The following is a 26,787-nucleotide window of genomic DNA, read 5'->3' as shown; positions in this document are numbered from 1 at the left end:
GCGGGGCGCGCGGCGCCCGGCCCCCCCGCCCCCCCCGCCCCCCCCCCCGGCCCCCCCCCCCCCCCCGCGGCGCCGCGCGCCCCCCCCCCCCCCCCCCCCCCCCCCCCCGGCAGGTGCCCGATCCGGTGGGGGGTTCGCGATCTGCCGATCAGCGGCGGATCAGCGACGGATCAGGAGGCCTTGGCCGGCGCGGCCGCGAAGCCGTTCGCCCAGAGGCTGTTGACCTGGTTGCGCTCGGCCTGGTCCGGCTGCGAGTTGGTGCAGGACGGGCCGGGGCCGCCGCCGGACATCAGCTTGCTGCAGGGGGCCGTGTAGTTGTCCGGGAGGCCGAGCACGTGCCCGGTCTCGTGGGCGGTCACGCGGGTGGAGTCGTACACCTGGTTCTGCGCGTAGTCCAGGAAGATGAAGCCGCGGCCGTGACCGTCGGTGCTCGCGTACGAGCCGCGCGGGTCGTTGCCCTCTTCGTAGGTGAAGTCGGCGTTGCCGCCCTGCTGGAGCTGCACATTGGAGACGGCGCTGTTCCAGATCTGGGTGCTGCTGGCTATCTGACCGGCGAACGACGGGGCGCCGGAGGCGTCGTAGACGACGGTCACGGCAAGGGCGCCGGGGTTGGCGGCACGCTTCTCGGCGACCGACTTCATGACGGCCTCGTAGAAGGCCTTGGTGGCGGCGGCGTCTTCCGACGAGCCCTCGTACGCGGCGTACGAGGTGGTGGCGGGCGCGGCGCTGGTGGGGTCAGCGGCGGCGGCCGGGGTGGCGGTGAGGGCGGTCGCGAAGGCGAGGGACAGTCCGGCCATCGCGGAAAGCGCCGTCTTGGGGTATCTCATGTGGGGGGCTCCTGCTACTCGTCCGAGAACGGATTCGGTAGGGAGAGTGTCGTGCCTCACACCGCCGCTGTGGATGATGCCGAAGGGCGATAACACCAGAGCATCACCCCCGCGACCGCTCGCCCAATTTTCTTCGAATGACCGCCAATTACCGCCTTTTGGGTCCCTGGCGTGACGCAAAGGGCGCGCCTACTCTTCGGTACATGGAGCTGGAGGTCAGGCATCTACGCGCGCTGTGCGCCATAGCCGACGCGGGAAGTCTGCACAAAGCGGCCCGGCAGCTCGGCATGAGCCAGCCGTCCCTGACGACGCAGCTGCGGCGGATCGAGAACTCGCTCGGCGCCGAGCTGTTCTCCCGTGAACGCACCGGCTGCCGCCCGACGTTGCTCGGTCACTCCGTCCTCAGCCGCGCGCGTCCGCTGGTCGCCGGGATGGCGGCGCTCGTCAGCGAGGCGAGAGCCGCGGCCGACCGGTCCGCCGGGCCCCGGCTGCGTATCGGCTCCACGGCCAGCCGCGCCCTGGCGGGCTGGCTGCGCAGACTGCGCGAGCGGCTGCCGGGCACGGACATCTCGCTCCAGATGGACGTCTCGGCGAACGCGCTGCTGCGCCAGGTCGCCGCGGGCGGGCTCGATGTGGCCTTCGTGCACGAGGTGGAGGGCTGTCCGCTGCGGGTGCCGCCGGGGCTGGACCGGCGTGTACTGGTCGAGCGCGAGCCGCAGTTCATCTCGCTGGCCCGGGACCATCCGGCGGCGGGACGGCAGATCGTGGAGCTGGCCGACCTCGCCGGCGACCGGTGGATGATCGACCCGACCGTGGACGGCGAGTGGGACGGTCTGCGGCGGGTCCTGGCGGAGGCCGGGCTCAACCCGGACGTCCTGCACGGGGATTACCTCACCGCGGCGTCGCTGATCGCCGTCGGCGAGGCGATAGCGCCCTGCCAGCCGACCTCGGTCCCGCGCGAGGACCTGGTCGTACGGCCGCTGCGGGACGACCCGTTGGGGGTACGGCTGCTGCTGTTCTCGCGGCCGGGGGCGTACGAGGGCGCGGGCATCGCGGGCGTCGGCACGGCCGCGGACGGTGACGGCCCCGGCGGGGCCGAGGTGTACGCCGACCTCGAAGCGGCCTACCGCGAGGCGGCGCTGGGGGCCGTCGTGTACCGCCAGTGGCTGATGCGCAACAAGAGCCCTCTGCTGCACGCGCCCGCGGCCTGACCACGTCTCTCCGCCCTCACGGGCATGGGGTTAGTAATTCACGTAGGCACCTGCTAACTTTTCTTTGCATGTGCAGGAGGTCGCGATGAGCCCACCCGTGCCCACGGGCGACGAACTGGTGCGCGTCCTGGCGACGCTGTCCAACCCCCACCGGCTGCGTGTCGTCGCGGCACTCGCCGGAGGACGTAACTACGTCAGCCGGCTGGCCAGGGAGCTGGACATCAGCAGGGCGCTGCTTCAGGTCCATCTCAAGAAGCTCGAAGCCGCGGGTCTGGTGACCTCGCGGCTGGAGCTGTCGGAGGACGGGAAAGCCATGAAGTTCTACGAGGTGAACGCGTTCGCGGTCCATCTGACGCCGCAGGACATCGTCACCGCCGTACAGACGCTGAGCAATCAGAGCAACCAGAGGGACGAGAGAGACGAGAAGGGGGCCACCTGATGGACGACGAACAGGCGTGGCAGGAAGTCATCGGAGCGATAGGTCTGTTCGCGATCCTGCTGATCGTGGTGACGCTGACGCTGTGGCACTTCACCGTGGGCCGCCGGACCAGGGAGATCAGGGCCGACGAGAACGAGTACCGCCAGCTCGCCGCCCAGGCGGTGGAGGGCCAGCAGCGTACGGAGAAGCAGCTCGCCGACCTCGGCAGGCAGCTCACCGATCTGCAGAGCCGTACCGGCTCGCTGGAACGGATCCTCAAGGACGTCGAGTAGGCGAGCAGTCGAGCAGTCGCCGCGGTCGCACCGCGGACAGAGAAACCCCGGGCCGTCGAGCTGCAACTCGACGACCCGGGCACTGAAGGACGCTCCACCTCGCCTCACGGCGACCTCCACGGATACGACCCTCCGGATGAAGGAGAGCAGCTCATGCTGCGCCGAATCAAGTCAGAACCCGAACGCGCGGGACGCGCCGAACCCGTCCCACGCGCCGAACCCGCCGAAGGCGCCCCACCCGCCCCACCCGCCCCACCCGCCCCACGTGCCGGAGTCGTCGAGTCCGTCGCCGACTGGTCCGCCGGACACCGTACGGCGGCCATCGCCGGCTGGTTGCTCCTGGTCGTGGTCGCCGTCATGTCCAGCTCCCTCCTGCCCGGCGAGCAGGTCAACGCCACCGACCCCGGGGAGGCCGGCCGGGGCCAGCGGATGATCTCCGAGCTGGACGCCGGTGACTCGATACGCGAGAACGTGATGATCCGCCCCCGGACGGGCACGGACCCCGCGGCCGGGCGCGCCGCCACCGAGGACCTGGTCGCGGCCCTGCGCGCCATGCCCGACGCCGTACGGGACGTCGGCTCGCCGCTCGGCGCGCACGGCGGGCGCTGGCTCTCCGAGGACGGTACGGCCGACCTCGTGACCTTCGAAGTCCTCGGTCCCGACGCCGAGTTCGGGGCCCACTACGAGGCCGCGAGCGCCGCCGTGGAGAAGGTGGAACGGGCGCACCCCGGCGCGCGCGTCGACCAGGCCGGCGACTCCAGCCTCTCCTCGGCGGTCGACGACGGCATCAAGGACGACATGAAGCGCGCCGAGGCCACCTCGCTGCCGCTCACCGTCGTCATCCTGCTCGTCGTCTTCGGCTCGCTGATCGCGGCCGGAATCCCGCTGCTGCTGGCGGCCACCGCCGTCGCGGGCGCGTTCGGGCTGCTGGACACGCTCGGCCGGTGGGTGCCGTTCAACAGCGCCGCCTCCGCGATCGTGCTGCTCATCGGCATGGCGGTCGGCATCGACTACTCGCTCTTCTATCTGCGCCGTATCCGTGAGGAACGCGCGGCCGGGCGCCCGGTCCGGGAGGCGCTGCGGATCGCGTCGCGCACTTCCGGCCACGCGGTCGTCGTGTCCGGTCTGACCGTGATGGTGTGCATGACGGGCCTGCTGTTCACCGGGGTCGACGTATTCAAGGGGCTCACCCTCGGGACCGTCCTGGTGGTCGGTCTGGCGGTGCTCGGCTCGGTGACGGTGCTGCCCGCGCTGGTGGCCGCCCTGGGCGACCGCGTCGATCTCGGCAGGATTCCGTGGCTGGGGCGGCGGCGGACGGCGGCGGGCCGCTCGCGGTTCTGGACGGCCGTGGCCGAGAAGGTCGTACGCCGTCCGCTGCTCACCGGCGGTACGGCGGCGCTCCTCCTCGCCCTCATGGCTCTGCCCGCGTCCGGGATGCACCTCCAGGACGCCACGCAGATCCAGAGCCTGCCGCGCGGGGTCTCGGCGGCGGCCGACGCGGGCGCCCGTATGCAGCGGGTCTTCCCCGGCGCGGCCACGCCCGCGCGCGTGGTGGTCTCGGACGACAGCCCCGAGGTGCGCGCGGCCGTCGACGCGCTGCACGAGCAGGCCGCGCGGAGCGACGGCGCGCTGCGCGAGCCGATCACGACGGCGCCGGTCGGCGGCGCGCTGGTGGTACGGGTGCCGCTGGCCGGGGCCGGTACGGACGCGGAGTCCGGGCGGGCCCTGGAATTCCTGCGGGAACGGGCGCTGCCCGCGACGGTGGGGGCGGTGAAGGGGGCCGAGGTCGCCGTCGCGGGCCGGACCGCCACGCCGTACGACTTCACCCGCCAGGTGACGGCGCGTACGCCGGTGGTCTTCGCCTTCGTCCTCGTCCTGGCCTTCGTCCTGCTGGTCGTCGCGTTCCGCTCGCTCGCTCTTCCGCTCGTGTCGATCGCGCTCAACCTGCTGTCGATCGGGGCGGCGTACGGGGTGCTGGTCGCGGTCTTCCAGGGAGGCCGGCTGGAGTCGCTGCTCGACTTCAACGCCTATGGGGGCGTGGTGAGTTGGCTGCCGCTGTTCATGTTCGTGATCCTCTTCGGGCTGAGCATGGACTACCACATCTTCATCCTCAGCCGGATCCGCGAGCGGTGGACCGGTTCGCCGGGCGGCCCCGACGGCGACCGCGAGGCGATCGTCGGCGGCATCGCGGCCAGCGCGGGCGTCGTGACCAGCGCCGCCGCCATCATGATCGGCGTCTTCTCGGTCTTCACGACGCTGTCCGCGATCGAGTACAAGATGCTCGGTACGGGAATGGCGGTGGCGATCCTCATCGACGCGACGGTGGTACGCGGCGTCCTGCTGCCGGCGGCGCTCGCGCTGCTGGGGGACCGGGCGTGGACGTTGCCGGGGCGTGGGGGCGGTCGCGGCGGCTCGGCGGAGGGTCATGAGACGGACAGTGACAAGACGGTCAGTGACAGGACGGTCAGTGACGAGACGGACCGTGACAGGACCGACCGTCACCAGTACGGCCCGAGCACGACCCGCGCCTGATCGCGGGCGAGCCCGAGCGCGTCCGGGAAGATGCCCAGGCCGTGGGCGACGAGCGCTCCCTCGTGAAGGAGCATGAGCGTGCGGGCGAGGCGGTCGGCCGTCTCCGACGGGGTCGCCTCGCCCGGCGCCGTGATCTCCCGTACGAGGGAGGTGAACAGCTCCAGCATCCACGCCTTCTGGCCGGTGATGACCGCGTACGCGGGATGCTCCGGGTCGTCGATCTCGGCGTGCGCGTTGACCATGCCGCACCCCCGTGACCCGTTCTCCCGCGTCCAGGCGCGCGAGGCCTCGAAGACCGTGAGGACATGCTCGGCCGGTGACGGGGGCGCGGCGGCCAGCCGCTCGTCCAGGAAGGCGCGCCAGCGCTCGTCACGGCCGACCAGATACTCGACGACGATCTGCTCCTTCGAGCCGAACCGGTCGTAGAGCGTCTTCTTGGTGACCCCGGCCTCGGCGGCGATGAGGTCGACGCCGACGGCATGGATGCCGTGCTCGTAGAACAGCCGCGACGCGGCGTCGAGGGCGCGTCGCGCGCCGGGAGTCATGACGATCCGGTGCGGTGGGCGGCGGGCGGACGCGGCGGGTCGTTCCGGGGTGCCGTTGTTGCTCGCGCTCCCGTTTCTCTTCACACTCATGCCGAAAAGTATACCGCTCTGTATAGTGGAGACGGTGAGTAAACAGATCGGTCTATCTGTCTCCCGGGCCACGGGTGGTGTCCTGCCGTGAATCTCCTGCTCTCCGTCGCGTTCGTCGTCTGCTGGAGCTCCGGTTTCATCGGTGCCAAGCTCGGCGCCGGCAGCGCCGACGCCGTCACCATCCTGATGTGGCGCTTCCTGCCCCTGGCGCTGGTCCTCGGGGCGGTCGCGGTCGTCCGCGCCCGCGCGGCCTGGCGCGGGCTGACGGCCCGCGATGTGCTGCGCCAGTGCGTGATCGGCGCACTGTCGCAGAGCGGCTACCTCCTCACGGTCTACTACGCGATCCAGCTCGGCGTCTCCAGCGGCACCACCGCCCTGATCGACGGCACACAGCCGCTCGTCGCGGGCGCGCTGGCCGGACCGCTGCTGCGGCAGTACGTCTCCGGGCGCCAGTGGCTGGGCCTGTGCCTCGGCGTGACGGGAGTGCTCGTCGTGACGTCGGCCGACGCGGCGGCCGTGCGGGGGGTGGCGCCGTGGGCGTACGCGGTGCCGTTTCTCGGCATGCTGTCGCTGGTCGCCGCCACGTTCCTGGAAAGCCGCTCCCGCAGAGCGGTCGCGCCGTCCGTGGCGATGACGATCCACTGCGGCACGAGCGCCGTCGTCTTCACCGTCCTCGCCGCCGTCGCGGGCGCGGCGGTGCCGCCCGCCGAGACCTCCTTCTGGCTGGCGGTCGGCTGGCTGGTGCTCCTGGCGACGTTCGGCGGATACGGCCTGTACTGGCTGGTCCTGCGCCGCTCCGGGGTGCTGCGGGTGAACACCCTGATGTTCCTGATGGCGCCGGTCACGGCCGTATGGGGCGCGGTCATGTTCGGCGAACCCTTCGGCCCGCGGACGGCCGCCGGCCTCGCCGTCGCGCTGCTCGCGGTGGCGGTGGTACGAGGCGGTGCCGCCGGACCGGCGAAGGGCGGAAACCCCGGTGACGTGCGGGGCCGGCGCGCCGACAATGGCACCCGGGCAAAGCCGCGCGCTCCGCGCCGGCAGTCCCGGTGACCACAACCGACAGCAGGGAGCGACCCCATGGTGCGGCGCACGACCGTCCCCAGCCTCTTCCCGCCGCCCGGCTACGCGCACGCGGCCGTGGTCGAGACCGGCAGTCGCCTGGCGTTCATGGCCGGTTCCGTACCGCTCGACAAGGACGGCACGCTCGTCGGACCGGGTGACTTCGTCGCGCAGACCGAGCAGGTCCTGGCCAACCTGGAGACGGCACTGCGCGCCGTCGGCAGCGATCTGAGCCGGGTGATATCCACCGACGTGTACGTGGTGGCGTCGGACCCGGCGGACCTGAGCCGGGTCTGGGACCTCGTCGATGCCTCGGGCCTCACCACCGGGCCCCACACCTCCACGCTGCTCGGGGTCGCGTGCCTGGGCTACACCGGTCAGCTGGTGGAGATCACGGCGGTCGCCGAGGTCGACGCCGACGCCGACGGAGCGACGGACTCGGGAGAGTGAGGGCCACTTCCCTCGTCGCCGTGGCCGCCGCGCTCGCGGCCGTCGCGACCCTGGCCGGCTGCTCGTCCGGCTCCGCCGACGACGCCCCGCCCGACACCTCCGCGTACACCGACGGCAGCCGCGTACCGAAGGTCGAGAACGAGGACGACATCCCCGAACTGCCGCTCGCCCGCTACCAGTTCAGCGACAAGGAGACCGAGCGCCTCACCGAGGCGCAGGCGCGCGTCGCACAGCGCTGCATGGCGGACTTCGGCTTCGAGAACTTCCCCCTCGACCCCGCCCTGCCCGGCTCGACGGACATGGCCGCCGCCACGATGGTGGCGGTGGCCATGTCGACCCCGTTCGGCGAGCTCGACCTCGACGAGGCCCGGCGCTTCGGCTACGGCTGGGACCCGAAGGTGTCCGAGGGCGGGTACGGGAAGAAGGACCGCGCGACGACCGACGCGGAGTACCGGGTGTACTACAACGCCGACCGCACTCCCGGCCTCACCGTCAGGGGCCGGGAGGTCCCCGAGACCGGCTGCTACGGCCAGGCCCGGAACCGCTGAGGCTGCGCGCCACCGTCATGCCGGGCAACAGCGCGCTGATGCCGGAGCCGAGGACGGCGTGAGGGCGGTGATGGAGGCCGAGTTCTGCGGCGCCGCCGACTGACGGGGGCCACCACATCCGGCCCGCTGCCCGCTGCCGGTTGCCCGCTGCCCGGTGCTCGCGTGGAGCGCCCGGTCCGGGTCCGGGTCAGCCGGGCGGGGCGACGAGCCCCGACTCGTAGGCCAGGATGACGAGTTGGACCCGGTCGCGGGCGTCGAGCTTGGCCAGCAGACGGGTCAGATACGTCTTGGCGGTGGCGACGCTGATCGACAGCTCGGCCGCGATCTCGGTGTTGGACAGACCCCTGCCGACGAGGACGAGGACCTCCCGCTCGCGGTCGGTGATGCCGGTGACCGTCCGCCGGGCCGTCGGGGCGGACGCGGGGCGGCCCGCGAACTCCTTGATCAGGCGGCGGGTGACGCTCGGGGCGATCAGGCCGTCGCCGCTCGCGATTACCCGGATCGCGGCGAGGATGTCGTCCAGCGCCATGTCCTTGACGAGGAAACCGGCGGCCCCGGCGCGCAGCGCCCCGTACACGTGGTCGTCCTCGTCGAACGTCGTCAGGACGATCACATGTGTGGTGCCGGGACCGGCGGTGATCTGACGGGTGGCCCGGATGCCGTCCGTGCCGGGCATGCGGATGTCCATCACCACGACGTCGGGGGCGAGTTCGGCCGCCAGCCGTACGGCCTCGGCGCCGGTACCGGCCTCGCCGACGACGTCGAGGTCGGGCGCGTCGGTGATGACCATGCGCAGCGCGGCGCGTACGAGCGGCTGGTCGTCGGCGAGTACGACGCGTACGGGCGCCGGGCTGTTCGGGGCCGCCGCCGTGATCCCGTCGCTCACAGGGCCCCCGCCGACAGGGGCGACGTCGGGACCGGCAGCATCGCCGTCACCCGGAAGCCGCCCTCGGGGCGCGGCCCCGCCGAGAAGTCGCCGTCGAGCAGCGTCGCGCGCTCCCGCATACCGACCAGACCCCACCCCGCGCCCATACCGCCCCGTCGGCAGCCGTGCCCGTCGTCCGTGATCTCGATGGACAGTCCGCCGGTCCGGCGGCCGACGGTGACGCGGCAGGAGGGGGTGCCCGCGTGCCGTACGACGTTGGTGACCGCCTCCTGGATGATGCGGTACGCCGAGATGTCGATCTCCGGTGGGAGCGGGCGCGGTTCGCCGAGCCACCGCACGTCGACACGGACCCCGGCGGCGGTCGTCGTCGCGGCCAACCGGTCGACGTCGGCGAGACCGAGCGCGGGATCGAGCGGCGCGGCGTACGCGGACTCCCGCGTGAGTTCGGCGATCGCCGGGAGCTCGGCGGCCCTGGCGCCCTCCGGCTCCGCCTGGCGCAGCGCGCCGAGCATCCGGCGCAGCCCCGCCAGCGTCTCGCGCCCGGCGGTCTCGATACTGCTCAGCGCCTCACGCGCCGCGACGGGCTGGGTCTCGATGACGCGCGCCGCCGCGCCGGCCTGGAGGGCGATGATGCCCATGCTGTGCGCGACCGTGTCGTGCATCTCGCGTGCGATCCGCAGCCGTTCGGCGGTGACCGCCTGCGCCGCCGCCTGCACGCGGGACTTCTCGGCGTACTCCCGTGCCTGGTGGGTCGAGTTGCCGATGAGCCAGGCGATGACCGCCGTCATGGCCACGGCCGTCTCGGCCGACGTGCCCACGTTCCACCCGCTCAGCAGCCGGATGGAGAGATACCCCACCAGCGTGCCCAGCGCCATGGCGAGGGCGACGAGCCCGCTCCGGCGTGCCTGGGTCGATGCCACGAAGAACAGCGCCACATCGACCGCCAGGAACTGCGCGAGCGGGATCTCGCCCACACTCAGCGGCGTCGTCCCGAGAACGGAGGCGCCGAGCAGCAGACCCATGGCCCTCAGCGGGCGGTCGGACAGTCGGCGGGCGCCCGCCACGGCCATACCGGTGGCGACGGCGAGCATGATGAGGCCGTCCCAGCGGAAGAAGAGGACGCCCGCCACCACGGCGGGGTCCTCCTCGCCGGGCAGCCTGAGCCGGATGAGGAAGGTGAACACCGCGCCCGCCGCCCACGCGAGGGCGACCCAGACGCTCGGCTGTACCCGCTTCAGCAGGGGCATGGGTGGCATGGCGTGCATGGGCCGATCGTAACGACGCGGGCCCGGCCGGTCGTCGGACCGTGGTTGTACACCCGTGGCCGGCGGCCGGCGGCGTGATTGTCGGCGCCGGTCCGACGACACGCTGGGGAGCGGAGCGGCACCGTGGGCCGGGTGATCGAAGTCAACGAACTGACCAAACGCTACGGCGGGACCACCGCCGTCAACGACCTCAGCTTCACCGTCCGCCCCGGGCTCGTCACCGGGTTCCTCGGACCCAACGGCGCGGGCAAGAGCACCACTCTGCGCATGATCCTCGGCCTGAACAAGCCCACCGGCGGAACGGTCACCGTCGACGGCCGGTCGTTCCGGGACCGCGCGCGCGGGCTGCGGCATGTCGGCGCGCTGCTCGACGCGGGCGACGTGCACGGCGGACGCACCGCCGCCGCGCACCTCGCGGCGCTGGCCCGCGGCAACCGCATCCCGCGCTCCCGGGTGGACGAGGTACTGCGGGAGGTCGGGCTCACCGGGGCCGCCCGGCGCCGGATCGGCGGGTTCTCGCTCGGGATGAAGCAGCGGCTCGGCATCGCGGGCACGCTGCTCGGCGATCCGCCGGTGCTGCTGTTCGACGAGCCCCTGAACGGACTGGACCCGGAGGGGGTGAAATGGGTGCGGGGGCTGTTCCGGCGGCTGGCCGTCGAGGGCCGTACGGTCTTCGTCTCCAGCCATCTGATGACCGAGATGGAGAGCACGGCGGACGAGTTGGTCGTCATCGGCCGGGGCGAGCTGATCGCAGCGGAGAGCCTGGCGGACTTCGCGGCCCGTGGTGCGCGGTCGAGCGTGAGCGTACGCACCTGGCAGGGCGCCGAGCTGACGGACGTGCTGACGGCCGAGGGCGCGGACGTACGACCGGTGGGCGGCGACGGGCGCGGTGAACTGCTCACCGTCACCGGCCTGAGCAGCGGGCGCGTCGCCGAACTCGCCTTCCAACACCGGATCATGCTGGGCGAGTTGACGACCAGCCGGTCCTCCCTTGAGGAGGCGTTCATGGAACTCACCGCCGACAGCGTCGAGTACGGCGCGCAGGCCACGCGGGAACCGGGAGCGACCCGATGAAAACTGTGCCGACAACGCCCACCGCCCGCGCCACGGCCGCCGAACCCCCCGCCCGCTTCCGTGATCTCCTCGCCTCCGAGTGGCTCAAACTCCGGTCCCTGCGCTCGACGGCGTGGGCGTATGTGATCGGCACGCTGGTCGTCGTCGGGTTCACCGTGGGCGCCACGTACGACCGTTACCGCTACTGGAACGAGAACGGCCCTGTCGACCGGACCGATTTCGTCGCCGACGGGATCGCGCTCATGTACGCGTACACCACCAACGCGGGCCTGATCATGATGCTTGCCGCAGGCGCCATTGGGGCCGTCGCGATCACCGGCGAGTACAGCACCGGTCTGATCCGTACGACATTCGCCGCCGTCCCGGCCCGCCGTTCGGTGATGGCGGCCAAGGTGTGCGTGCTCACGGCGGTCATGACGGTGTTCGGCGCGGTGGTCGCCGTCCTCTCCTTCTGGCTGTCCCAGGCGATCCTGGCGCGCCACGACGCCGGCGTGTCCCTCGCCGACCCGGGCGCCCTGCGGGTGTTCGTGGCCTCGACGCTGCTCGCACCGGTGTGCGGGCTCGGCGGCCTGGCCCTCGGGGCGGTGCTGCGGCACGGCGGGGCGACCATGGTCACGGTCGTGGTGGTACTGCTGGTCGCGCCGCTGGTGTTCTCCGAGGACCGCCACTGGGCCGCCGTCGTGAACCACGCACTGCCCAGCAGCGCCTGGCTCCGCCTGGTCGACATGCGCTACGACCCCGAGAGCGGCATCCCCTTCCCGTGGACGGTGCCCGGGGCGTGGACCGTGTTCGCGCTCTGGGCGCTGGGGGCGGCGGCCGTGGCGACGCTCGCACCGCACCGCCGCGACCAGTGACCGGTGGTCCCCGCGGCGGCCGGGAGCTGGACCAGGAGGTGGTCCCGCCGCTCCGCGGCGCGGACGGCCCGGGAGCCTCTGGCTCCTCGCTCAGCCACCCCTGGGCACCGGGCAGGGACAGTCCGGAAAACGCCCGCACCCGGGCCGTCGTGCGGGCCGGGTGCGGGCGGTCGAGCGGGTGGTGCGGGCCAAAGTAAGAGTTGACCCAGGGTCAGGCCTTCTTGGTCTCCTAGTAATGGGCCGGGTCGGTGATCTGCGGGGATCTTCCCTGTGGGGCGCTGACCTGGCCGTTTACTGTTGGCCAGCGATGGGTCGTGACGGTCCTGATCGGGTGTCCTGCGGACTGTGTGCGGACCGGGAAGGGACTGATGCAATACCACTTCACGGCTCTCGACGCACGGCTACGGTGAGCAGTGCGGCCACTGATAGCACGATGCCACCGAGGAACACATGAACGAGTCTGTTGCACCGGATGCTGCTGCTCGGTCCGAGGGCCAGGCGACATCTGGATCTGCCACTGTTCCCCAGGATGCGACCGCCCGGGGCGCCACCGCTGCGGCCGGTGAAACGGAGCGAGGATCGAGCACCTACGCCACAGGTGGTGGCGGCGTTTCGTTCGCGCACCGCGTCGCGGCCGTCTATCTCGCTGGCATGTTGACCGGCACAAGACGGGCGGAGGTATCTGAACTGCCGGTTCGGAGGCTCTCATTCCAAACCGGTCCGGCACACCCGGTGGATGACCTTCTCGTTGAGTGCGGTGATGAAGCAGCCAAGGTCGTCCTCGCCGTGGCATGTCGAGCAACGCCAAACTTCGTGCAGAGCCATGACGATACGGTGAAGCTGGTTGGGTCGCTGCTCGCCGAGATCGAGAAGTTCGACACTGATGCTCACCAGGTGGCTGTCGCGACCGCCGGTCGGCGCAACCAGTGGGACGAGCTCGCAACGCTCTGCGATATCGCGCGTGCTCATGCCGACCTGGAGGCGTTTCAAGCGTCTATGGACGTCGATGGCCGCTGGTCGAAGCCGGTACGCGAGCGCCATGAGCATTTCCTGAAAATGGTCGAGAAGGTGGTCGAAGGCGAAACCACCCCAAGAGAGGCCCGGCGCCTGGCGTGGCGGCTGCTTGGTCGGCTGCACATCCTCGGATTCGCGGTTCAGAGCCCGGATGAAGGTGACCGCGCGGCGGCCGCGACGTCGCTGGATGTCGTAGCTTCGGCTGCAGCCGACGGGGTGGAGGTCCGGAACCAGCTAGAGGTCGAGGCAACCCGCTACGACGCGACGGGCGGCGTGGTGGACCTCAAGATGCTTCGCCGTGACATTCATGTGGTCCTGGAGTCGACCGTCACTCGAAGCCGACACGCGTGGTCGGTGCTCGCTGAACAACGCAAGCTCGCTATCGCTGGCGTTCGGACCACTATCGGTGATGAGTCATCCGGCGGACCGGTCGAGATCTCGTTCGCCGACCGCCGCGAGCAACTCGCTGAGGCCCTGCGCGATGCCGGTACTCGCGCTTCGGCTCTGTTGGTATCCGGCGAGTCGGGCATCGGCAAGAGTGCGCTGACGCTGTCGGCCGTCGCAGAGCTGGAAGCCGCAGACCCCGCCGGGTTCCAAGGGGTGGTCGTGAACTTCCGAGGTCTGCCGCAGTCGAGCTTGGAGCTGCGAGCTGCACTTGGGATGTCGCTGGAAGACGTGCTTGCAGAGACATCGGCACCGTCTCGGGTCTTGGTCATCGACGCGGCTGATGCTGCTCTGGAGCGGTCCGCCGGCCTCTTGAGCGACCTGGTGCTGGCAGCGGCTGCGGCGGGTTTGGGGCTCGTCGCGGTGACATCTGACGTGGCACTGGGCTTCGTACGGGAGCAGGTGGAGCTGGGGTTCGCGAAGTCCGTTTCATCTTTCGCGATGCGACCGTTGGGCGATGAGGACATCTCGGTCGTCTCAGGCCGCTTTCCACTCTTGCGTACGGTCCTGATAGACCTGCCCGTGAACTCGCTGCTGCGCAGACCCGTTGTGCTGGACCTTCTGGCTCGGACCGGTGCGGAGCCAGATAGGTCACTGGGTGAGTGGGAGTGCCTTGATCTGGTGTGGAGCAGAATGGTTCGGGGCGATGGGCGGCCCGGTGTCGGCTCGGCGGAGGCGCGCGAACAGACATTGCTCGCGGTAGCCGCAGCAATCATGGAGCTGCCCGAGGGCCGTCGACCCGGCCCAGGCATCGATGCTGCAGCGGTCGACGCACTGCGTCGGGATCATCTGCTTGCGCCACCGAGCCGATATCAGAACCAGCCGGATTTTGCACATGACGAAGTCCGACGTTACGCGACTGCCATCCTTCTCGTCCGTGGCCAGAGCCCGACCGATTTGCTTCAGGCAGCAGGGGCGCCCCGGTGGGCACTGTCGGCGGCCACTCTTGCGTGCAAAGGACTGCTGAAAGCGCCGGGTGCTCGGCCCGTCCGGAAGTTCATCGAACTGCGCTCGCAGTTTGATGAGTTCGCTGCTGCGCGCGGAATCCGATGGAGTGATGTCCCAGTGGAGGCGGTACTGGAGACGCCATTCGCGTACGAATGCCTGAAGTCAGCATGCAAGGATCAGTCTGTCGGTTTGGTGCTCGGCGACGTGGTTCGGGTTATCCAGCAGAGGCATAAGGTCAATGGGCTGATCGACCGGCCTAGCGCGAACCCTGTTGTGCGGATTCTCCTTGATTCCGAGCAACCGTGGGACGTTTCGAAAGAGTCCTTCGAGCTGCTCGCAGATTGGCTGCAAGCTCTATCCTTGGCAAACATTGCTGCTGGTAACGAACTGCGAATCCGTCTGCGGGAACGTCTACTTGCGCACTGGAACTCCTTTCCTCTACACAAGGCTCAAGGGGACGCACCGTCCGGACGGATGCTGCAACGTCGTCGACGCCGGCGCGATCTGGATCACCACCTGACGGGCGAGGAGTTCGTCGAAACGTTGGCGCTGCTCGGTCCGGACATCGATGATGCCGTCGAAGCTTGCCTTCGGGCTATCGGGAAAGACGCGCCAGCCTTCCTGGCCCCGGCAGCAGACGCGCCGTTGAGTGCCCGAGCCTTGACGCAGAGGGATCCGGAGCTATTGGCGACGCTGATGATGGCCTACTACGTTGACAACGAGCGACTCTGGCACCGAGATGAGGGTGTTCGACAGCACCAGGGTCGGTGGAAGGGGGTCGGAGTACCTTTCTCTCAGTACTATTTTGGTGGATTCTGGCAGCTATTCCAGACGGCGTCTCCGGCGACTTCGGTGCGGGTGTTGAACAATATCTTGAATAGTGGCGCGAAGGCGCGAGCGGAAATGCTGTCGCGACCTAGTCCGCCTTTTGCGTTGAGTGATCCATTTGATGGTGAGGGTGAGGGTGTTGGTGGTGATACGGAGAAGCCGCAGGGTGAGGACCGCGGTGCCATTCTGAACATTGACGGCACTGCCCGCTTGTACGTTGGCGACAGTCATGTATGGAGTTGGTACAGGGGCGCGTCGGTCGGCCCATACTCGGCGATGAGCGCGCTTCAGGCAATGGAGCGGATTGCCGACATGTGGTTGAGCCGAGGCGTAGCCCCGAAAAGGATCGTTGAGGTACTCCTAAATGGCTGCGAGAATCTAGCGGTTCCGGGGTTGCTGTTCGGGCTGCTCGCACGCCACATGCAGCAAGTCGACACCGAACTTGACCTGTTCCTCGCCGAACCGATCGTCTGGGAGTTGGAATTCGGTCGTGTGACGAGAGAGCATTCAGGGCTGAGTGTAAAAACCGAGGGGCTTGAGAACCTCGAACGTCGCCAATGGACGCCGCGTGAGGTAGCCATGCAACTGATGGTGCACGGCGGGCAGGAGCGTTTCTCAGCTTTGAAGGAGGTCGGCCACAAGCTTGTCGAAAATGGCGACCGGATCGGTATAAGTCAGGAGCTTACGAAGAACTGGGCCGCCAGCCTGGACGCGGACCAATATCGACTCAAGCGGCAGGGCAATGAGGTATACATCGAGGTTGAACCCCCGTCTGAGTTGCGAGCCGCCCTAGAAAAGGAAGCGGCCTACCAGGAGACTGTGCAGACTAGCTTGCGGCTACAGAATCGATACTGGGGATCGGCCAAGACTGGCGCCAATCACATGCCTCCTCCGTCGGAGGAGATCGCCGCGGACCTAGCGGCGGGCCGTGCCCTGCTGGAAGACGATGAAGCTGTGAGCCCGAGCCGGTATTTGAATGCCGTTTCTCACGTTGTCCGAGCAGCGGTGGAACGAGCTGCCACTGGTGATACAGGGGTGCTGGGCAACGAAGCGAAGTTCGCAACGGAATTTGTCGTCGGCATCGCGTTGTCCTTCCAGGAGGCCGAGGACCAACGTCACGAGGACCAGTTTTTCGATCTTGGTGCCGACCGAGCCGTGGCACAAGCCGTGCCGGCGTTCCTAACACCCGCACTGGCTGCGCCGCTGGCAGCGGCCGAAGGCTCGATCGAAGATATTGCCGAGGCTGGTCTTGCGATGGCAGGCAAGGCGTCCCTGGAGACTCGGCTATACCTCGCTCGTGGATGCGATGTTGTCTGGAGATCCCCATGTTACTTCGATCCCTGTACCCACCGGACCGCGTTGAACTGGTTGCTTGAGACCGCCCGTGGCGCAGAAATCGGTCCGTGGGACCAGGACGGCCAGCGACGGTCGAGGGTCCGCATTTCCGGCGATGTTGCCCGACGCCTCCAGGAACTACCGGGTGACTCCGTCGACATCGCGGTTCTCGACGCAGCCATTCGCGGACTCGGCGCAGCTGCGTCGACAGGTCACTGTTGTACCGACGACGCAGCCATGCTGCTCACCGTGTCCCTCCACGTCCAGCGGCGCGCCATGGTCGTGCAGGCAAACGAGGGCTGGTCCGCGGACGACCGCGGGACGCATACCCTGGCCGCCGCACGAGCTCTGCTCGGATGCTTCGCAACGGGCAGTGACGCCGGACCGATGCTCGAGCACCTCGATGCTCTTCGCGCAGATGCGGGACTGATGTCGAACTTTCTGCACGGCCTTGCCGCAGCAGGTGCAGAGAACGAGCGGCTAGCCGCAGCTGCCCGAGGTGTCTGGCCATCTTTGCTGCGCCACGCCGTTGGCTACGTGAGTGACGACCTGAATCCCTACCGCGACCGTCACTGGGGCGCATGGGCCGCTGCTGCGCTACTACCGGACCCTCTTCCGTGGGTGCAAGGTCTGTACAACGAGGTCGTTGGTCTTCCCATCGACTGGGTCTGTGCTGAAGACCTCGTTGGGTCTATCGAGGATTGGTTGTTGACCGCTCCCGGGGAGACCAAGCCTGTCGACGCGCTCATCGGCATCCTGCGAAAGCTCCCCAAGGAAGTGCAAGCCACCCGCGGCATTTCCTGGGTCTCCGATCTGTGCATTCAAGATGGACATGTCACGGTCAAGCAGTCGTGGTTTTCGGATAGCTGGCTCAAAGACATTCGCAGAACGGCCGAGGAAGTCGGCAAGTTGGATGAATGGCAGATGCTCGTTGACTCCTTGGTGGTCGCCGGAAACGAGCGGCTGGCGCCGTACAGCAGGTGACGTCTCAGGGCTCCGCCCGACTCCTCGTGACGGCTCGGATTGAGGACTTGTCCTAGTGTCCTGAGTCGTTAGTTTGCTTGCGGTTATAGGGCGGTGTGGTGCCTGGTCCGAAGCCGTTGTCGCTGGAGTTGTCCGATCACGAACGCCAGGTGCTGCGTGGCTGGTTGCGTAAGCGGACGGCGTCTCAGGCGTTGGTGTTGCGGTCGAGGATCGTGCTGGCGTGTGCGGAGGGTCGGGCGAATGCGCAGGTCGCGCTCGATCTGGGTGTCTCGCGGGAGACGGTGCGCAAGTGGCGGGCCCGATTCTTGACGGATCGGCTGGAGGGTTTGGTGGACCGGCAGCGTTCGGGGGCTCCACGGAAGATCACGGACGAGCGGGTCGAGGCCCTGGTCGCCAGGACGCTCGGTTAGGCGCCATCGACGGGTGATTCGCACTGGTCGACGTGTTCGATGGCCGAGGCGGAGGGCATGTCGCAGTCGGCCGTCTCGCGGATCTGGCGGGCGTTCGGCCTCAAGCCGCACATCGTGGAGACCTGGAAGCTGTCGACCGACCCGCAGTTCGTGACCAAGGTCCGCGACGTGGCGGGCATCTACCTCGCCCCGCTCTAGTCCTGGCGGTGGACGAGAAGTCGCAGATACAAGCCCTGGACCGAACCCAGCCCGTGCTGCCGATGGCGCCGACCACGCCGGTGAAGATGACACACGAATACGTCCGGCACGGCACCACCAGCCTGTTCGCCGCCCTCGACATCACCTCCGGCTAGCACTACCGCCGCCACCGCCATCAGGAGTTGCTGCGAACTGCACCTGGTTCTCGACAACTACCGCAGGGCTATGTCCATTCGTGTCAAGGCGGGCAAGACCGCACCTACTCCGTCATGGATGCCACTTTCGGCGGCCTGCGGGGCGGGTGCGGTCGGGTAGGCGGTAGTTGCGGCAGAGCGCGGGTCAGACGGCCCCGCCACAGATCAAGCTCTTCTGGGCTTCTAGTAGTGGTCCAGGTCGGTCACCTGCCGGATCTGTTCTCGGAGGCGCTGACTTGGTGACGGTCTTGGGCGGATGGCTCGCGGACTGCTGTGCCGGCTACTAGGAGTAGCCATCGTCGGCACGCACGGCGAATAGCACTCGGTGCAGGGTGGTGATGCGTGGATCCTCATCGAGACCGGCCTTCTGGGCCAGGTCCAGCAAGGCTTCGAGTTCGACTTCCGCAGCGCGCGGGTGTCCGGCCTCCCAGAGCAACTGGGCTCGCCGGTAGCGGAGGTCCCAGACGGAGTCGTGGTCCGCGCCTCGTGTGCGTCCCCAGCCTTGAGCCACAATCCCGAACTGCTCGGCACTTGCCGCCTGCTGTTCTGTCCGGCTCAGGCCCTCGCCGAGGTTCTTGCGTGCGACTAACGTCTCTGGATGATCAGGACCGAGCGTGCGTGCCCGACGCTCAACGACGTCTCGAAATCGCTCAATGGCCTCTGTGAGCTTTCCTTGGTTCCCCAGCGTCATGGCCAGGTTGTGGTTCATCGTAAGAGTCTCTGGGTGGTCGTCTCCGAGAGCCTTGATGCATGTGTCCAGGGAGTCGCGGTACTCCGTCTCCGCTTCGGCGAACCGGCCTTGGTCGCCGAGTAGGAAGGCTAGGTTTCCCCAGATAGATAGGGTCTGCCGATGGCCTGGCCCCATGATGCGCCTGCACGCCGATAGGAGTTCGCGGTACGCGGCCTCGGCTTCGGCGGTGGCTCCTCTGTCGTTCAAGATACGGGCGAGAGAATGCCGTGTGGCCAACGTCTCGGGATGCTCGGGCCCGAGCCTGCGTTGCTGGACCTCCAGAACTGCCGACTGCTCTTTCTCTGCCTCGTCGAGATTGCCCTGGATACGCAGTACCACCGCGAGGTTGTGGCGAAGCGTCAGTATGATGGGCTGGTCGTCCGAATGCCTGCTGGCAGCGCCCCGGAGTGCCTCGCGATAGACCGCCGCCGCTTCTTCGAATTCTCCGAAGTCCTTCAGCGCAACCCCGAGACTATTCTGGGCAATGATTGTGTCGGGATGAGCCGGACCAGACCGATGAAGCTCATCGGCTGAGATTCCTCGCAGCTGGCTTATAACCTCCCTCAATCTTCCGCGCGCATGGAGAACGGCCACGAGATCGTGTTGGACATCCGAGCGTTCAGGGTCATCTTCGGGAAGAGCGTTCAGCGCGTGGTTTAACTGTTGCTCTGCCTCATCGAAGTGTCCCTGCTGCATTAGGAGGACACCGAGCGAGGAACGGGCGCTCGCGACGTTCCGATGTGAGCCACCGAGCACACGCTCCTGAAGATCCAGGACGTTACGCATCTCAGATACTGCATTGTCCGTTCGTGCAATGCGACCCAAAGACCTGGCCCACTCGAAACGCGCATTGAGCGCGACCGGGTGTTCCTCACCATGGCGTGCGATCGCTGCCTCCAGGACCGCCTTGTACTCCGATTCGGACTGGGTCAAATCACCAAGCGAGCGCAGTGCCGCAGCATGGCTGTTGCGACCGACGAGCACATCGGGATGGTCATCGATGAGCTGTTTCCTCTGCGCAGCAGTCAACTCCGCAAAGATCGCCGCTGCGCTCTTTGCGTCGAGTTCCCCTTGTCGTACCTGCAGCATGGCCAAGATGTGGCGTGCGTCGAGCGTCTCGGGATGATCGGGCCCTAGGATTCGGATTCTCGCGTCCAGGACTGATCTGATCTCGGCTTCGGCGGATGTGAGATTTTTGCGCAGCATCAGGGTGGATGCCAAGTTCGAACGAGTGATCAACGTAGATGGGTGCTCGATCCCGAGAGCCTCCTCCTCTAACTGGAGGACCTGGCGAAACACCTCCTCGGCGTGTTCGTTCTCCCCTTGGTCGCGCAGTGAGATCGCGAGTTCATGCTGGGCTTCGAGGACATCAGGATGCTTTTCTCCCAACTCGGCTCGGAGCCCGTCCAGCACCAGTTTTCCCTCAGCGGCCGCCTCATCGAGTCGGCCCATACTCCTAATGCAGATCGCACGGGCATGTCGCGAGCGCAAGGTCTGAGCTGAAGTCGCGCCGAACAGTTGCGTTTCATGGCGGATTACTTCGTCGTACTCGTACTCCGCTTCTGCGAGCTTCCCTCGCTGCGAAGCCACTCTGGCCCGTTCATAACGCAGGGACAGTACGGTGGGGTCAGATTCCCCAAATTCCTCTATGCATTCCTCCACAATGCTATCCAGTTCGGACTCTGCTGTCTTAAGATCGCCCATCTGCTTTACTGCAATGGCCCGGTGCCTGCGGAGGTTAACTTTGGCCCATGGATTAACCGTTGAAGAACTGCAGCGCTCCAGTCCTTCGGCCGCCAGTTTGCAGGCCGTCCGGTAATCGCCCCGGAAGTGCAGATACGAGACGGCAACTCCGGCGCAGAGCAACACGGCTGTAAGACGATCGTCGGCGGGAGCATCGGATCGCGACGGCAAGCGGCCTAAAAAGACCAGCCAGTGTGGCACAAGCCCGTGCCAGGCCGGCCAGGAACCCGGGTCGCGCGGGTTCTCAGAGTGGGGAGTGGCTACCACCAGCAGGTCCGCGGCCGAGTCCCAAACCGGTTGGTAGTCCCGGGGCTCCGAGAGAAGGGGGGCGACCGATACCTCCGCCACCAATCGATGGATCTGATACACGGGTTCCGCCGAAAGCGAGTCGACGGCTATGAGCCCGAACCTGCGCAGGCCGCGGAGGGTCGTTCTGATGGTTCGCGGCGCCACATCCTTGGGCCACATTCCGAGATCAGCAATGGTGGACGCGTTAAGCAGGGCGTTGGGCAAGGAAGCAGCGGGGGCGAAGCAAGACAGCAATTGAAGCAGGCCGCGGGCGTGGACGGTGCCCTGTCGTTCGAGTAGGGCGAGGGATAGCTCCCATGTACCTGCAATGGTCTGGCGCGCCCGCTCTTCATCGCTGCGTAGATCTCCGTATATGCCCTCTGTCGCGTCATCGAGGAACAGCGGGGAGTCGCTGAGGACACCGACGTACTCGGTGAAAGTCCGGGCTTCGGCCAATGGATCGCCGTGAGCCATCGCTAGGTATGTGCCTGCCAGATGCAGAGCGAGCGGCAAGGAACCCAACCGGTCTGCTAGAGACCGAGCTGAATTTGCATCCCCCGCTTCGGGCGCGAGCTCCTGGAGGACCTGGCCTGCGAATTCGCTCTCCAAGACATCAAGTTGGTGGGATCGTGCAAGCCTGTCGCCCCACGACCGCTTGTTACCGTCACGCGTGGTGACCAGGACGCCCTGTGACTTGCCGACAGCGGGCCTGACCCAGCCAGTAGCGTCGGACAAGGCGGCACCGGCACAGGACAGAACATCGAGATCATCGGCATCGTCAAAGACGAGTAGCCACCGGCGGTCCATGTTCGCTAGGTGGCACCAGACTAGATCGGCCGCAGGCCGTCCGCCCTTTTCCCAAGCGTGGGCCACGTGCTCGGCCGGGGCTCCTGCGAGGAGTGCTACGTGTCGCATTCCATCAGTCACGGCTGCTGCGGATCCCGCCTGGATCCAGAAGACTTCAGCTCCATCTTGTTTGGCCCGCTCAGCTGCGCTCAGAGCCACCGTTGTCTTGCCTACTCCGCCCATCCCGGAAAGGACTTGGACGCGTGCATCCTCCATGGTGTGCGTTAGGTCCGTGAGGACGCCTTCACGGCCGAGAACGGCCTCCGGGAGCCTACCGAAAGGAGCCTCCACCGAGCCGAGTGCGAGCATCTCTTGGGCGGAAGGCAACTGTCTTTCATTCTGAGATGCGTGGTCGGCGAAGAAATTCCACACGCCTCCATAAAGGTTGCCATTTACAAATGTCCCCTGGCCTTCGTTGCGCTGTTCATGGGGTCGCTTGTCAGACACTGCTCATCACATCCAACCCAGCGAATGAGGTTTCAAATTGTCTGCCCCTGCCTCTAGTTGCCACGACTTCACTGAGAACTCCCACCGTAGGTATTGTGAATTCCTCCGGTAACCGTCCCGTTGACGAACGTTCCAGACCCGGAGTTGTGTTGGCTCTCGATGCTGGAGACGGCACCCGCGCTGGCGATGGCAGCAAGATCAGGCCGGGCTTCCTGATGCCTGTCTACGTACTCGGCCAGACGCTGAACCCACTCCTGCGTGAGCTGATCTTGCACACGTGCCAGATCGGATGCTGCCGAGGGCTCCGAGGCTGCCGCGTGAACCCATTCTGAAAGTGTCCGAGCGTCGTTGTCGTGGGTATTGAGGGCCAGCGCTTGTTCGTCTTGCGTACCTCCACGGAAGAGCTGCGCAATCCTTGGGCGGACAGCCAAGGCTCCACCTGTGAGCATGGACGCAACAATTGTTCCGGCGGCGCCGGTTGCTACCGAGACAAGTTCGGGATCGAGCATGGATTTGATTCCTCCTGGATGGATGATTGTCGTGATTCTGGCGCCAACTTACCTCTGCTGCAGACGGCATGAGCCGTCTATCGACCCTCTACGAACATGGTGCGGAGAATGGAAGACGATCAGTCCCCGTTGAGGAGAACGTACTGCTCACCAGTGAGGCAGTAGTGGAGGGCGCCGGCGGTTGTCTCCACGAACTCCTTGGGGAGTGCACTGGTGTCGACTCATTGGACCTAGACACGCGGAGTGGCAGCGCGCCTCCCGGGCCCCTCATGGAGCTAGCGATTCCGCTTCTGTCTGGGAGTGCTCCTAGTACCGCGCGGTGGCTGCTTGGCGTTCAGATGGATCGTGCGTTGGAAATCCGAGGGTGGCCGCAGGGAGCTCAAGGTAGCCGTTAGCGTCCTGTCGAGCGGTCCAATGTGGCCGTCGTAGAAGGCTCCGAGGAGGCTGCGGGTCTGTTCGTCGTAAAGGAATGCGACGCCTCGGGGGAGGTTGAGCTGATGCTTTTTCGCACGTAGATAGCCACGGGTCTTCTTCTCGGTGAATAAGGCGTCCTCCCCGGCCGGACGAGTGGCCCAGACAAAGAGCCACCCTTCGGCTGGGTCGATGCTGCCTGTGATAGGCACCGCAAGACTGCGGCCCTGGCCATTCGGTAGTGGGTTGTCGAGCAGGTCGTCGGCGTGCCGGGCAAATTTTTGCTGAACGTTCCAATCTCCGGAAAGGAGTGTGGCGCCGATACTCAGCCATCCGGTGGCGTTTTGTGACTGTAGTTCGTCGACAAGCGGCGCGGCAGGACATGGCGCCATCGTCGGCTTCGGCGCGGATGCGAAACCTGTACCCGCACGGTTCTTGGTGTGGAACCACTGATCGAGCGTGTCGGTACGACTGGTCACGAGGGTCGGCGTCTGTGAGCGGTAGCGGCGCAGCTCAGACACGGTCGGCTCGGGGGCGAACGGGAAGGCGGCACGTAGCAATGCGGGGTCGGGTTCGACCCAGAGGCCCTTCTCGAAGAAGTAGAGGAACAGGTCCAGTTCGTCCGGCGCACTGAACATCACGGTGACGTCAGGGTTGCGTCGCCGGCGAAGGTAGAGGAGGAACTCAGCTGGTCGCGCAGCGAGTTCGGTGATCAACTCGAGGTCGTGCAACGACACGGTCCAGGGAATGTTGTCGACGCTGAGTAGACCAGCCCGCACCAATTCCGCGGTCGCAGTCAGGACGGTCGACAGGTCGTCGAGGCTGACTGCGATGGTATGAATCTCCCGGATGTGACTGAGGTCGACCCACCCTTCCCCTTCGATGCGCAGACCTCCGTCGCGCTCGATTCCGTCTCGCATCCGGCCGGCCTGCGCTGCGGCTTTCGTAATAATTCCGGTCAGATCCGTACGGATGCGCGCCGCCTTACCACCCCGAGACAGGGCACTCAATGCGACGGCCTTGTCTTCCACGATGATCGCGACGTCGTCGAGGAGAACAAGGTGGTCACCCTCAACGCGCTTGGTGTACTTCGCCGAATCGGCATTGGCTGCTTCGATGGAGTCCGCGGGGACGTAATACTCGAATGCGTCCCGATAGTGAGCGCCGGGAAGTACGCGGCTCAGCGCAACGCGAGTACGGGATTCAAGGAGGTCCCCACGATGTTTCGCGTACTTGCTCCATACTGCGGATTTCTTGAGGTGCTCTTCGAGATTCTCTCGGACGGCGAACACGTTCAGCGCAGGATGAGGAAGAATCATGCGCCCGTTGGCGCCCACGATGAGCGGTCGGACACGCAGCGGATTCTTTCCGGTGCTGAATGCGTCGACGACCTGCGCGGTGCTGGTCTCTCCAAGGTCCAGACGGAATCGCTCGATGACAGCTCTGACTCGTTCCTCGAGGACGCCAGTATGCGCAACGACATCTTCGACCGCGACCGAGGCCGCGTCGGCGTCGGGCTCGAACATTGTCATGAACCCGGACCTAGCCCGTTCCATCAACGCGTCGTCAGCCTTACCGGACGCCATCGCCTGCAGCATCGTGCTGCGCATCGCGTCCATGCGACCGTTCATGCTGGCTATTTGTATGTCGTGGCACGCGTCGAGAACTGTCAGGGCATCGGACGAGTCGAAACCCAGCTCGGCCACGAGGGCGGCCCGGACGTTCGGCTCACCATCGAGGAGCGCCCTGTTAGTCGTCTCGACCATCTCCGGATAGGAGGAGTTGCGCATCCACACCTCGCCACCCTGGATGAGTAGTGATACGAGGGCAAGCTTGTCGTTCCGGTCCGCGCCGGCTAAGGAACGCAGCTGAGCCAGATGCAGAAGCTTGTCGAGTTCTTCCCGCGCATCCGAGACGAAGTGGCTCATCTCCTGATCCCCGACCGCTGCCTGGTGAGAGGAAGTGTCAGTCGACTCCTCCTGCTGAGACGCGAGGGCAACCAATGCCAGCAGTTCCAGCTGAGCGGCGGAGGCGGCTGGGTCGACGGACACTGCTCCCTCATGTGTCATCGGAAGGAAGGCCAGACGAGCTACCTCGATTAGACGGATCGGATCGAACCGTCGTAGCTTCGCACTGAACTCGGTGACGCTCTCCTTGAGCGCACTGTCAAACGCCGCCTCAGGGTCCTCAGCCGCACCAAACTTCCCCATGAGCCCCACCATTGAAGCCCACGTATCAACCATCACCTCCGCGTGCGGGTCGAACGCCGGTGATGCTGGAACTGCGCGCCGCTGTCTCTTCTTGCGCGATTCATGACGCTTCGATTTAGATGCCACTTGGCGACTTCACCACACACCAGGGCCAGCCCGCTAACGGATTTGCAGATTCGTGCTGCCAGGTGATACGGGGCGCTGGACAACTGACCGTCGGTAAGTCGCCGTCTCCTGCGGTTCCCTCGGAGTGAACGCTGCCGTGTGGCCGTACCGGAATCGAGAACGCCTATAGGGCACCATCAAGGAACTGTGCGAGCGTTGCCGCTCGACTCGCCATCCTTCGCTTCCACGGCGTCCCGTCCTCCTCGGCGATCTCTCGCCACAGGGCTGCGGTGGCCGCGCCGAATGCCGCTAGTGCTTCGGATGAGGCATTTCGCCAGGACGGGAAGCGGTTCGCGAAGGCGACCGCGGCCTCGACTGGGTGGTCGGCGTTCATGAGGCGCAGTGCCAGGGTGCCTGGGTCGATCCATGCGGCGCCGCGCGTTGGCCATGCCCAGTCGACGAGGCGGGCACGGTTTCCGGCGATCAGGACGTTGTCCGGGGCGAAGTCGGTGTGGAGGAGGGCGTTGCCGGCGAAGTGCTGCCGTGTGCCCGGTGGTGCGTACTCCGCCCATCGGTCCATGGCGTCCTTGATCTGGACATCAGCTGGTGCGGTGAATGCTTGCAGTTCGGTGAGTGCGGCTTCGACGAGCGGCAGGTCGGGCGAGCCGGGGGTGTAGTCGGCGTGGCGGCCGTCGATCACCTCGTAGCCGAGGAGGCTCCAGCCGTCGACTTCCAGGTGCCAGTAGAGGCGTGGGCAGGACGCGGGCAGGTGCGGTGCTACCGCCGCCTCACGGCGCTGCGCGCTGACCTGGGGGTGGTCTGCCGGGATGCCCTTGAGGAAGACGCTGCCGCTGTCGGTGTCGAGGACGGAGGCGACGCCGGAGTTCATTCCGCCGCTCACGGTCGCCGCCTGGTGCACGGCGCCGGTCTTGTCGGCGACGGAGCGGCGGGCCTCGGCGGGAAGGTGCTCGTAGGGGATGCGGGAGATGGACACGCGCGGTTCCTTGGCTGCCGGGAAGTGGGAAGTGCCGCCCGGCCAGGGTACGGCCGGGCGGCACTCGGAGCGGTGGGTGGGCGATTACACGGTGCGC

At 67.0% G+C, this 26,787-nt stretch carries 21 protein-coding genes; 13 read left to right on the top strand and 8 right to left on the bottom strand.

The features are described 5' to 3' along the window. Nucleotides 1-170 precede the first annotated feature (170 nt). Nucleotides 171-827, bottom strand: a complete 657-nt coding sequence (snpA, locus tag ACIBBB_RS16425) for a snapalysin (RefSeq protein WP_398982392.1) — start codon at nucleotides 825-827, stop codon at nucleotides 171-173. Nucleotides 828-1,030: 203 nt separating this feature from the next. Here snpA and ACIBBB_RS16420 point away from each other — a divergent pair, with 203 nt between their 5' ends. The 4 genes from ACIBBB_RS16420 to ACIBBB_RS16405 all read left to right on the top strand — a co-directional run bounded on the left by ACIBBB_RS16420 (nucleotide 1,031) and on the right by ACIBBB_RS16405 (nucleotide 5,281). Further along, nucleotides 1,031-2,038: a LysR family transcriptional regulator gene (locus ACIBBB_RS16420; protein WP_398982390.1), complete on the top strand. Its 1,008-nt coding sequence runs from the start codon at nucleotides 1,031-1,033 to the stop codon at nucleotides 2,036-2,038. An 85-nt stretch (nucleotides 2,039-2,123) separates the two neighbouring features. Next, nucleotides 2,124-2,477 (top strand): ArsR/SmtB family transcription factor, encoded by a 354-nt coding sequence (locus tag ACIBBB_RS16415; RefSeq protein WP_398982388.1) that lies wholly within the window; start codon nucleotides 2,124-2,126, stop codon nucleotides 2,475-2,477. Beyond that, nucleotides 2,477-2,749, top strand: coding sequence for a hypothetical protein (locus tag ACIBBB_RS16410; protein ID WP_398982386.1), 273 nt, complete (start codon nucleotides 2,477-2,479; stop codon nucleotides 2,747-2,749). The genes ACIBBB_RS16415 and ACIBBB_RS16410 overlap by 1 nt, the downstream gene beginning before the upstream one ends. 153 nt (nucleotides 2,750-2,902) lie before the next feature. Continuing rightward, nucleotides 2,903-5,281, top strand: a complete 2,379-nt coding sequence (locus tag ACIBBB_RS16405; protein WP_398982384.1) for an MMPL family transporter — start codon at nucleotides 2,903-2,905, stop codon at nucleotides 5,279-5,281. On the opposite strand, the gene ACIBBB_RS16400 is transcribed toward ACIBBB_RS16405, so the two are convergent. Continuing rightward, complete coding sequence (locus ACIBBB_RS16400; RefSeq protein ID WP_398982777.1) at nucleotides 5,248-5,826, bottom strand: TetR/AcrR family transcriptional regulator; 579 nt, start codon at nucleotides 5,824-5,826, stop codon at nucleotides 5,248-5,250. The genes ACIBBB_RS16405 and ACIBBB_RS16400 overlap by 34 nt on opposite strands. A 177-nt stretch (nucleotides 5,827-6,003) precedes the next feature. On the opposite strand from ACIBBB_RS16400, the gene ACIBBB_RS16395 reads away from it, so the two are divergent. Genes ACIBBB_RS16395 through ACIBBB_RS16385 form a run of 3 tightly spaced genes read left to right on the top strand, consistent with a single transcriptional unit; the run spans nucleotide 6,004 to nucleotide 7,973 of the window. After that, nucleotides 6,004-6,966 carry a DMT family transporter gene (locus ACIBBB_RS16395; RefSeq protein WP_398982382.1) on the top strand — a complete coding sequence of 321 codons (963 nt, stop codon included), beginning with the start codon at nucleotides 6,004-6,006 and terminating at the stop codon, nucleotides 6,964-6,966. A 27-nt stretch (nucleotides 6,967-6,993) separates the two neighbouring features. Then, a complete protein-coding gene (locus tag ACIBBB_RS16390; protein WP_398982380.1) occupies nucleotides 6,994-7,425 on the top strand; it encodes a RidA family protein in 432 nt (143 codons plus the stop codon). Next, a complete protein-coding gene (locus ACIBBB_RS16385; protein WP_398982378.1) occupies nucleotides 7,422-7,973 on the top strand; it encodes a hypothetical protein in 552 nt (183 codons plus the stop codon). Before ACIBBB_RS16390 ends, ACIBBB_RS16385 begins: the two co-directional genes overlap by 4 nt. A gap of 187 nt (nucleotides 7,974-8,160) precedes the next feature. Here the strand turns inward: ACIBBB_RS16385 and ACIBBB_RS16380 are convergent, their stop codons facing one another. Continuing rightward, nucleotides 8,161-8,859 carry a response regulator gene (locus tag ACIBBB_RS16380; protein ID WP_398982376.1) on the bottom strand — a complete coding sequence of 233 codons (699 nt, stop codon included), beginning with the start codon at nucleotides 8,857-8,859 and terminating at the stop codon, nucleotides 8,161-8,163. Then, nucleotides 8,856-10,124 (bottom strand): sensor histidine kinase, encoded by a 1,269-nt coding sequence (locus ACIBBB_RS16375; protein ID WP_398982374.1) that lies wholly within the window; start codon nucleotides 10,122-10,124, stop codon nucleotides 8,856-8,858. Before ACIBBB_RS16375 ends, ACIBBB_RS16380 begins: the two co-directional genes overlap by 4 nt. Before the next feature lie 132 nt (nucleotides 10,125-10,256). On the opposite strand from ACIBBB_RS16375, the gene ACIBBB_RS16370 reads away from it, so the two are divergent. The 6 genes from ACIBBB_RS16370 (at nucleotide 10,257) to ACIBBB_RS16345 (ending at nucleotide 18,368) form a co-directional block, all read left to right on the top strand. Next, the gene (locus ACIBBB_RS16370; RefSeq protein WP_398982372.1) at nucleotides 10,257-11,198 is read left to right on the top strand and encodes an ATP-binding cassette domain-containing protein; all 942 of its coding nucleotides are present in this window, start codon (nucleotides 10,257-10,259) and stop codon (nucleotides 11,196-11,198) included. Next, nucleotides 11,195-12,052: an ABC transporter permease gene (locus tag ACIBBB_RS16365; protein ID WP_398982370.1), complete on the top strand. Its 858-nt coding sequence runs from the start codon at nucleotides 11,195-11,197 to the stop codon at nucleotides 12,050-12,052. The genes ACIBBB_RS16370 and ACIBBB_RS16365 overlap by 4 nt, the downstream gene beginning before the upstream one ends. 450 nt (nucleotides 12,053-12,502) lie before the next feature. Beyond that, nucleotides 12,503-17,605, top strand: coding sequence for a hypothetical protein (locus tag ACIBBB_RS16360; RefSeq protein ID WP_398982368.1), 5,103 nt, complete (start codon nucleotides 12,503-12,505; stop codon nucleotides 17,603-17,605). Between the two features lie 95 nt (nucleotides 17,606-17,700). Beyond that, nucleotides 17,701-18,015 (top strand): helix-turn-helix domain-containing protein, encoded by a 315-nt coding sequence (locus ACIBBB_RS16355; RefSeq protein ID WP_398982366.1) that lies wholly within the window; start codon nucleotides 17,701-17,703, stop codon nucleotides 18,013-18,015. A gap of 57 nt (nucleotides 18,016-18,072) precedes the next feature. Continuing rightward, a complete protein-coding gene (locus tag ACIBBB_RS16350; protein WP_398982364.1) occupies nucleotides 18,073-18,213 on the top strand; it encodes a hypothetical protein in 141 nt (46 codons plus the stop codon). Nucleotides 18,214-18,221: 8 nt separating this feature from the next. Further along, nucleotides 18,222-18,368: a hypothetical protein gene (locus tag ACIBBB_RS16345; protein WP_398982362.1), complete on the top strand. Its 147-nt coding sequence runs from the start codon at nucleotides 18,222-18,224 to the stop codon at nucleotides 18,366-18,368. A 322-nt stretch (nucleotides 18,369-18,690) separates the two neighbouring features. Here ACIBBB_RS16345 and ACIBBB_RS16340 read toward each other — a convergent pair whose 3' ends face one another. From ACIBBB_RS16340 to ACIBBB_RS16325, 4 genes are all read right to left on the bottom strand, one after another. Further along, complete coding sequence (locus ACIBBB_RS16340) at nucleotides 18,691-22,323, bottom strand: tetratricopeptide repeat protein (protein WP_398982360.1); 3,633 nt, start codon at nucleotides 22,321-22,323, stop codon at nucleotides 18,691-18,693. Nucleotides 22,324-22,529: 206 nt separating this feature from the next. Next, nucleotides 22,530-22,970 (bottom strand): hypothetical protein, encoded by a 441-nt coding sequence (locus ACIBBB_RS16335; RefSeq protein WP_398982358.1) that lies wholly within the window; start codon nucleotides 22,968-22,970, stop codon nucleotides 22,530-22,532. A gap of 275 nt (nucleotides 22,971-23,245) precedes the next feature. Further along, the gene (locus ACIBBB_RS16330; protein WP_398982356.1) at nucleotides 23,246-25,591 is read right to left on the bottom strand and encodes a preprotein translocase subunit SecA; all 2,346 of its coding nucleotides are present in this window, start codon (nucleotides 25,589-25,591) and stop codon (nucleotides 23,246-23,248) included. 289 nt (nucleotides 25,592-25,880) lie between these two features. After that, nucleotides 25,881-26,690 carry an aminoglycoside phosphotransferase gene (locus tag ACIBBB_RS16325; RefSeq protein WP_398982354.1) on the bottom strand — a complete coding sequence of 270 codons (810 nt, stop codon included), beginning with the start codon at nucleotides 26,688-26,690 and terminating at the stop codon, nucleotides 25,881-25,883. Nucleotides 26,691-26,787 lie beyond the last annotated feature (97 nt).

The organism is Streptomyces sp. NPDC051217 (assembly GCF_044455465.1).
Lineage (GTDB): Bacteria > Actinomycetota > Actinomycetes > Streptomycetales > Streptomycetaceae > Streptomyces.
This window is presented reverse-complemented; position numbering and strand designations above follow the sequence as displayed.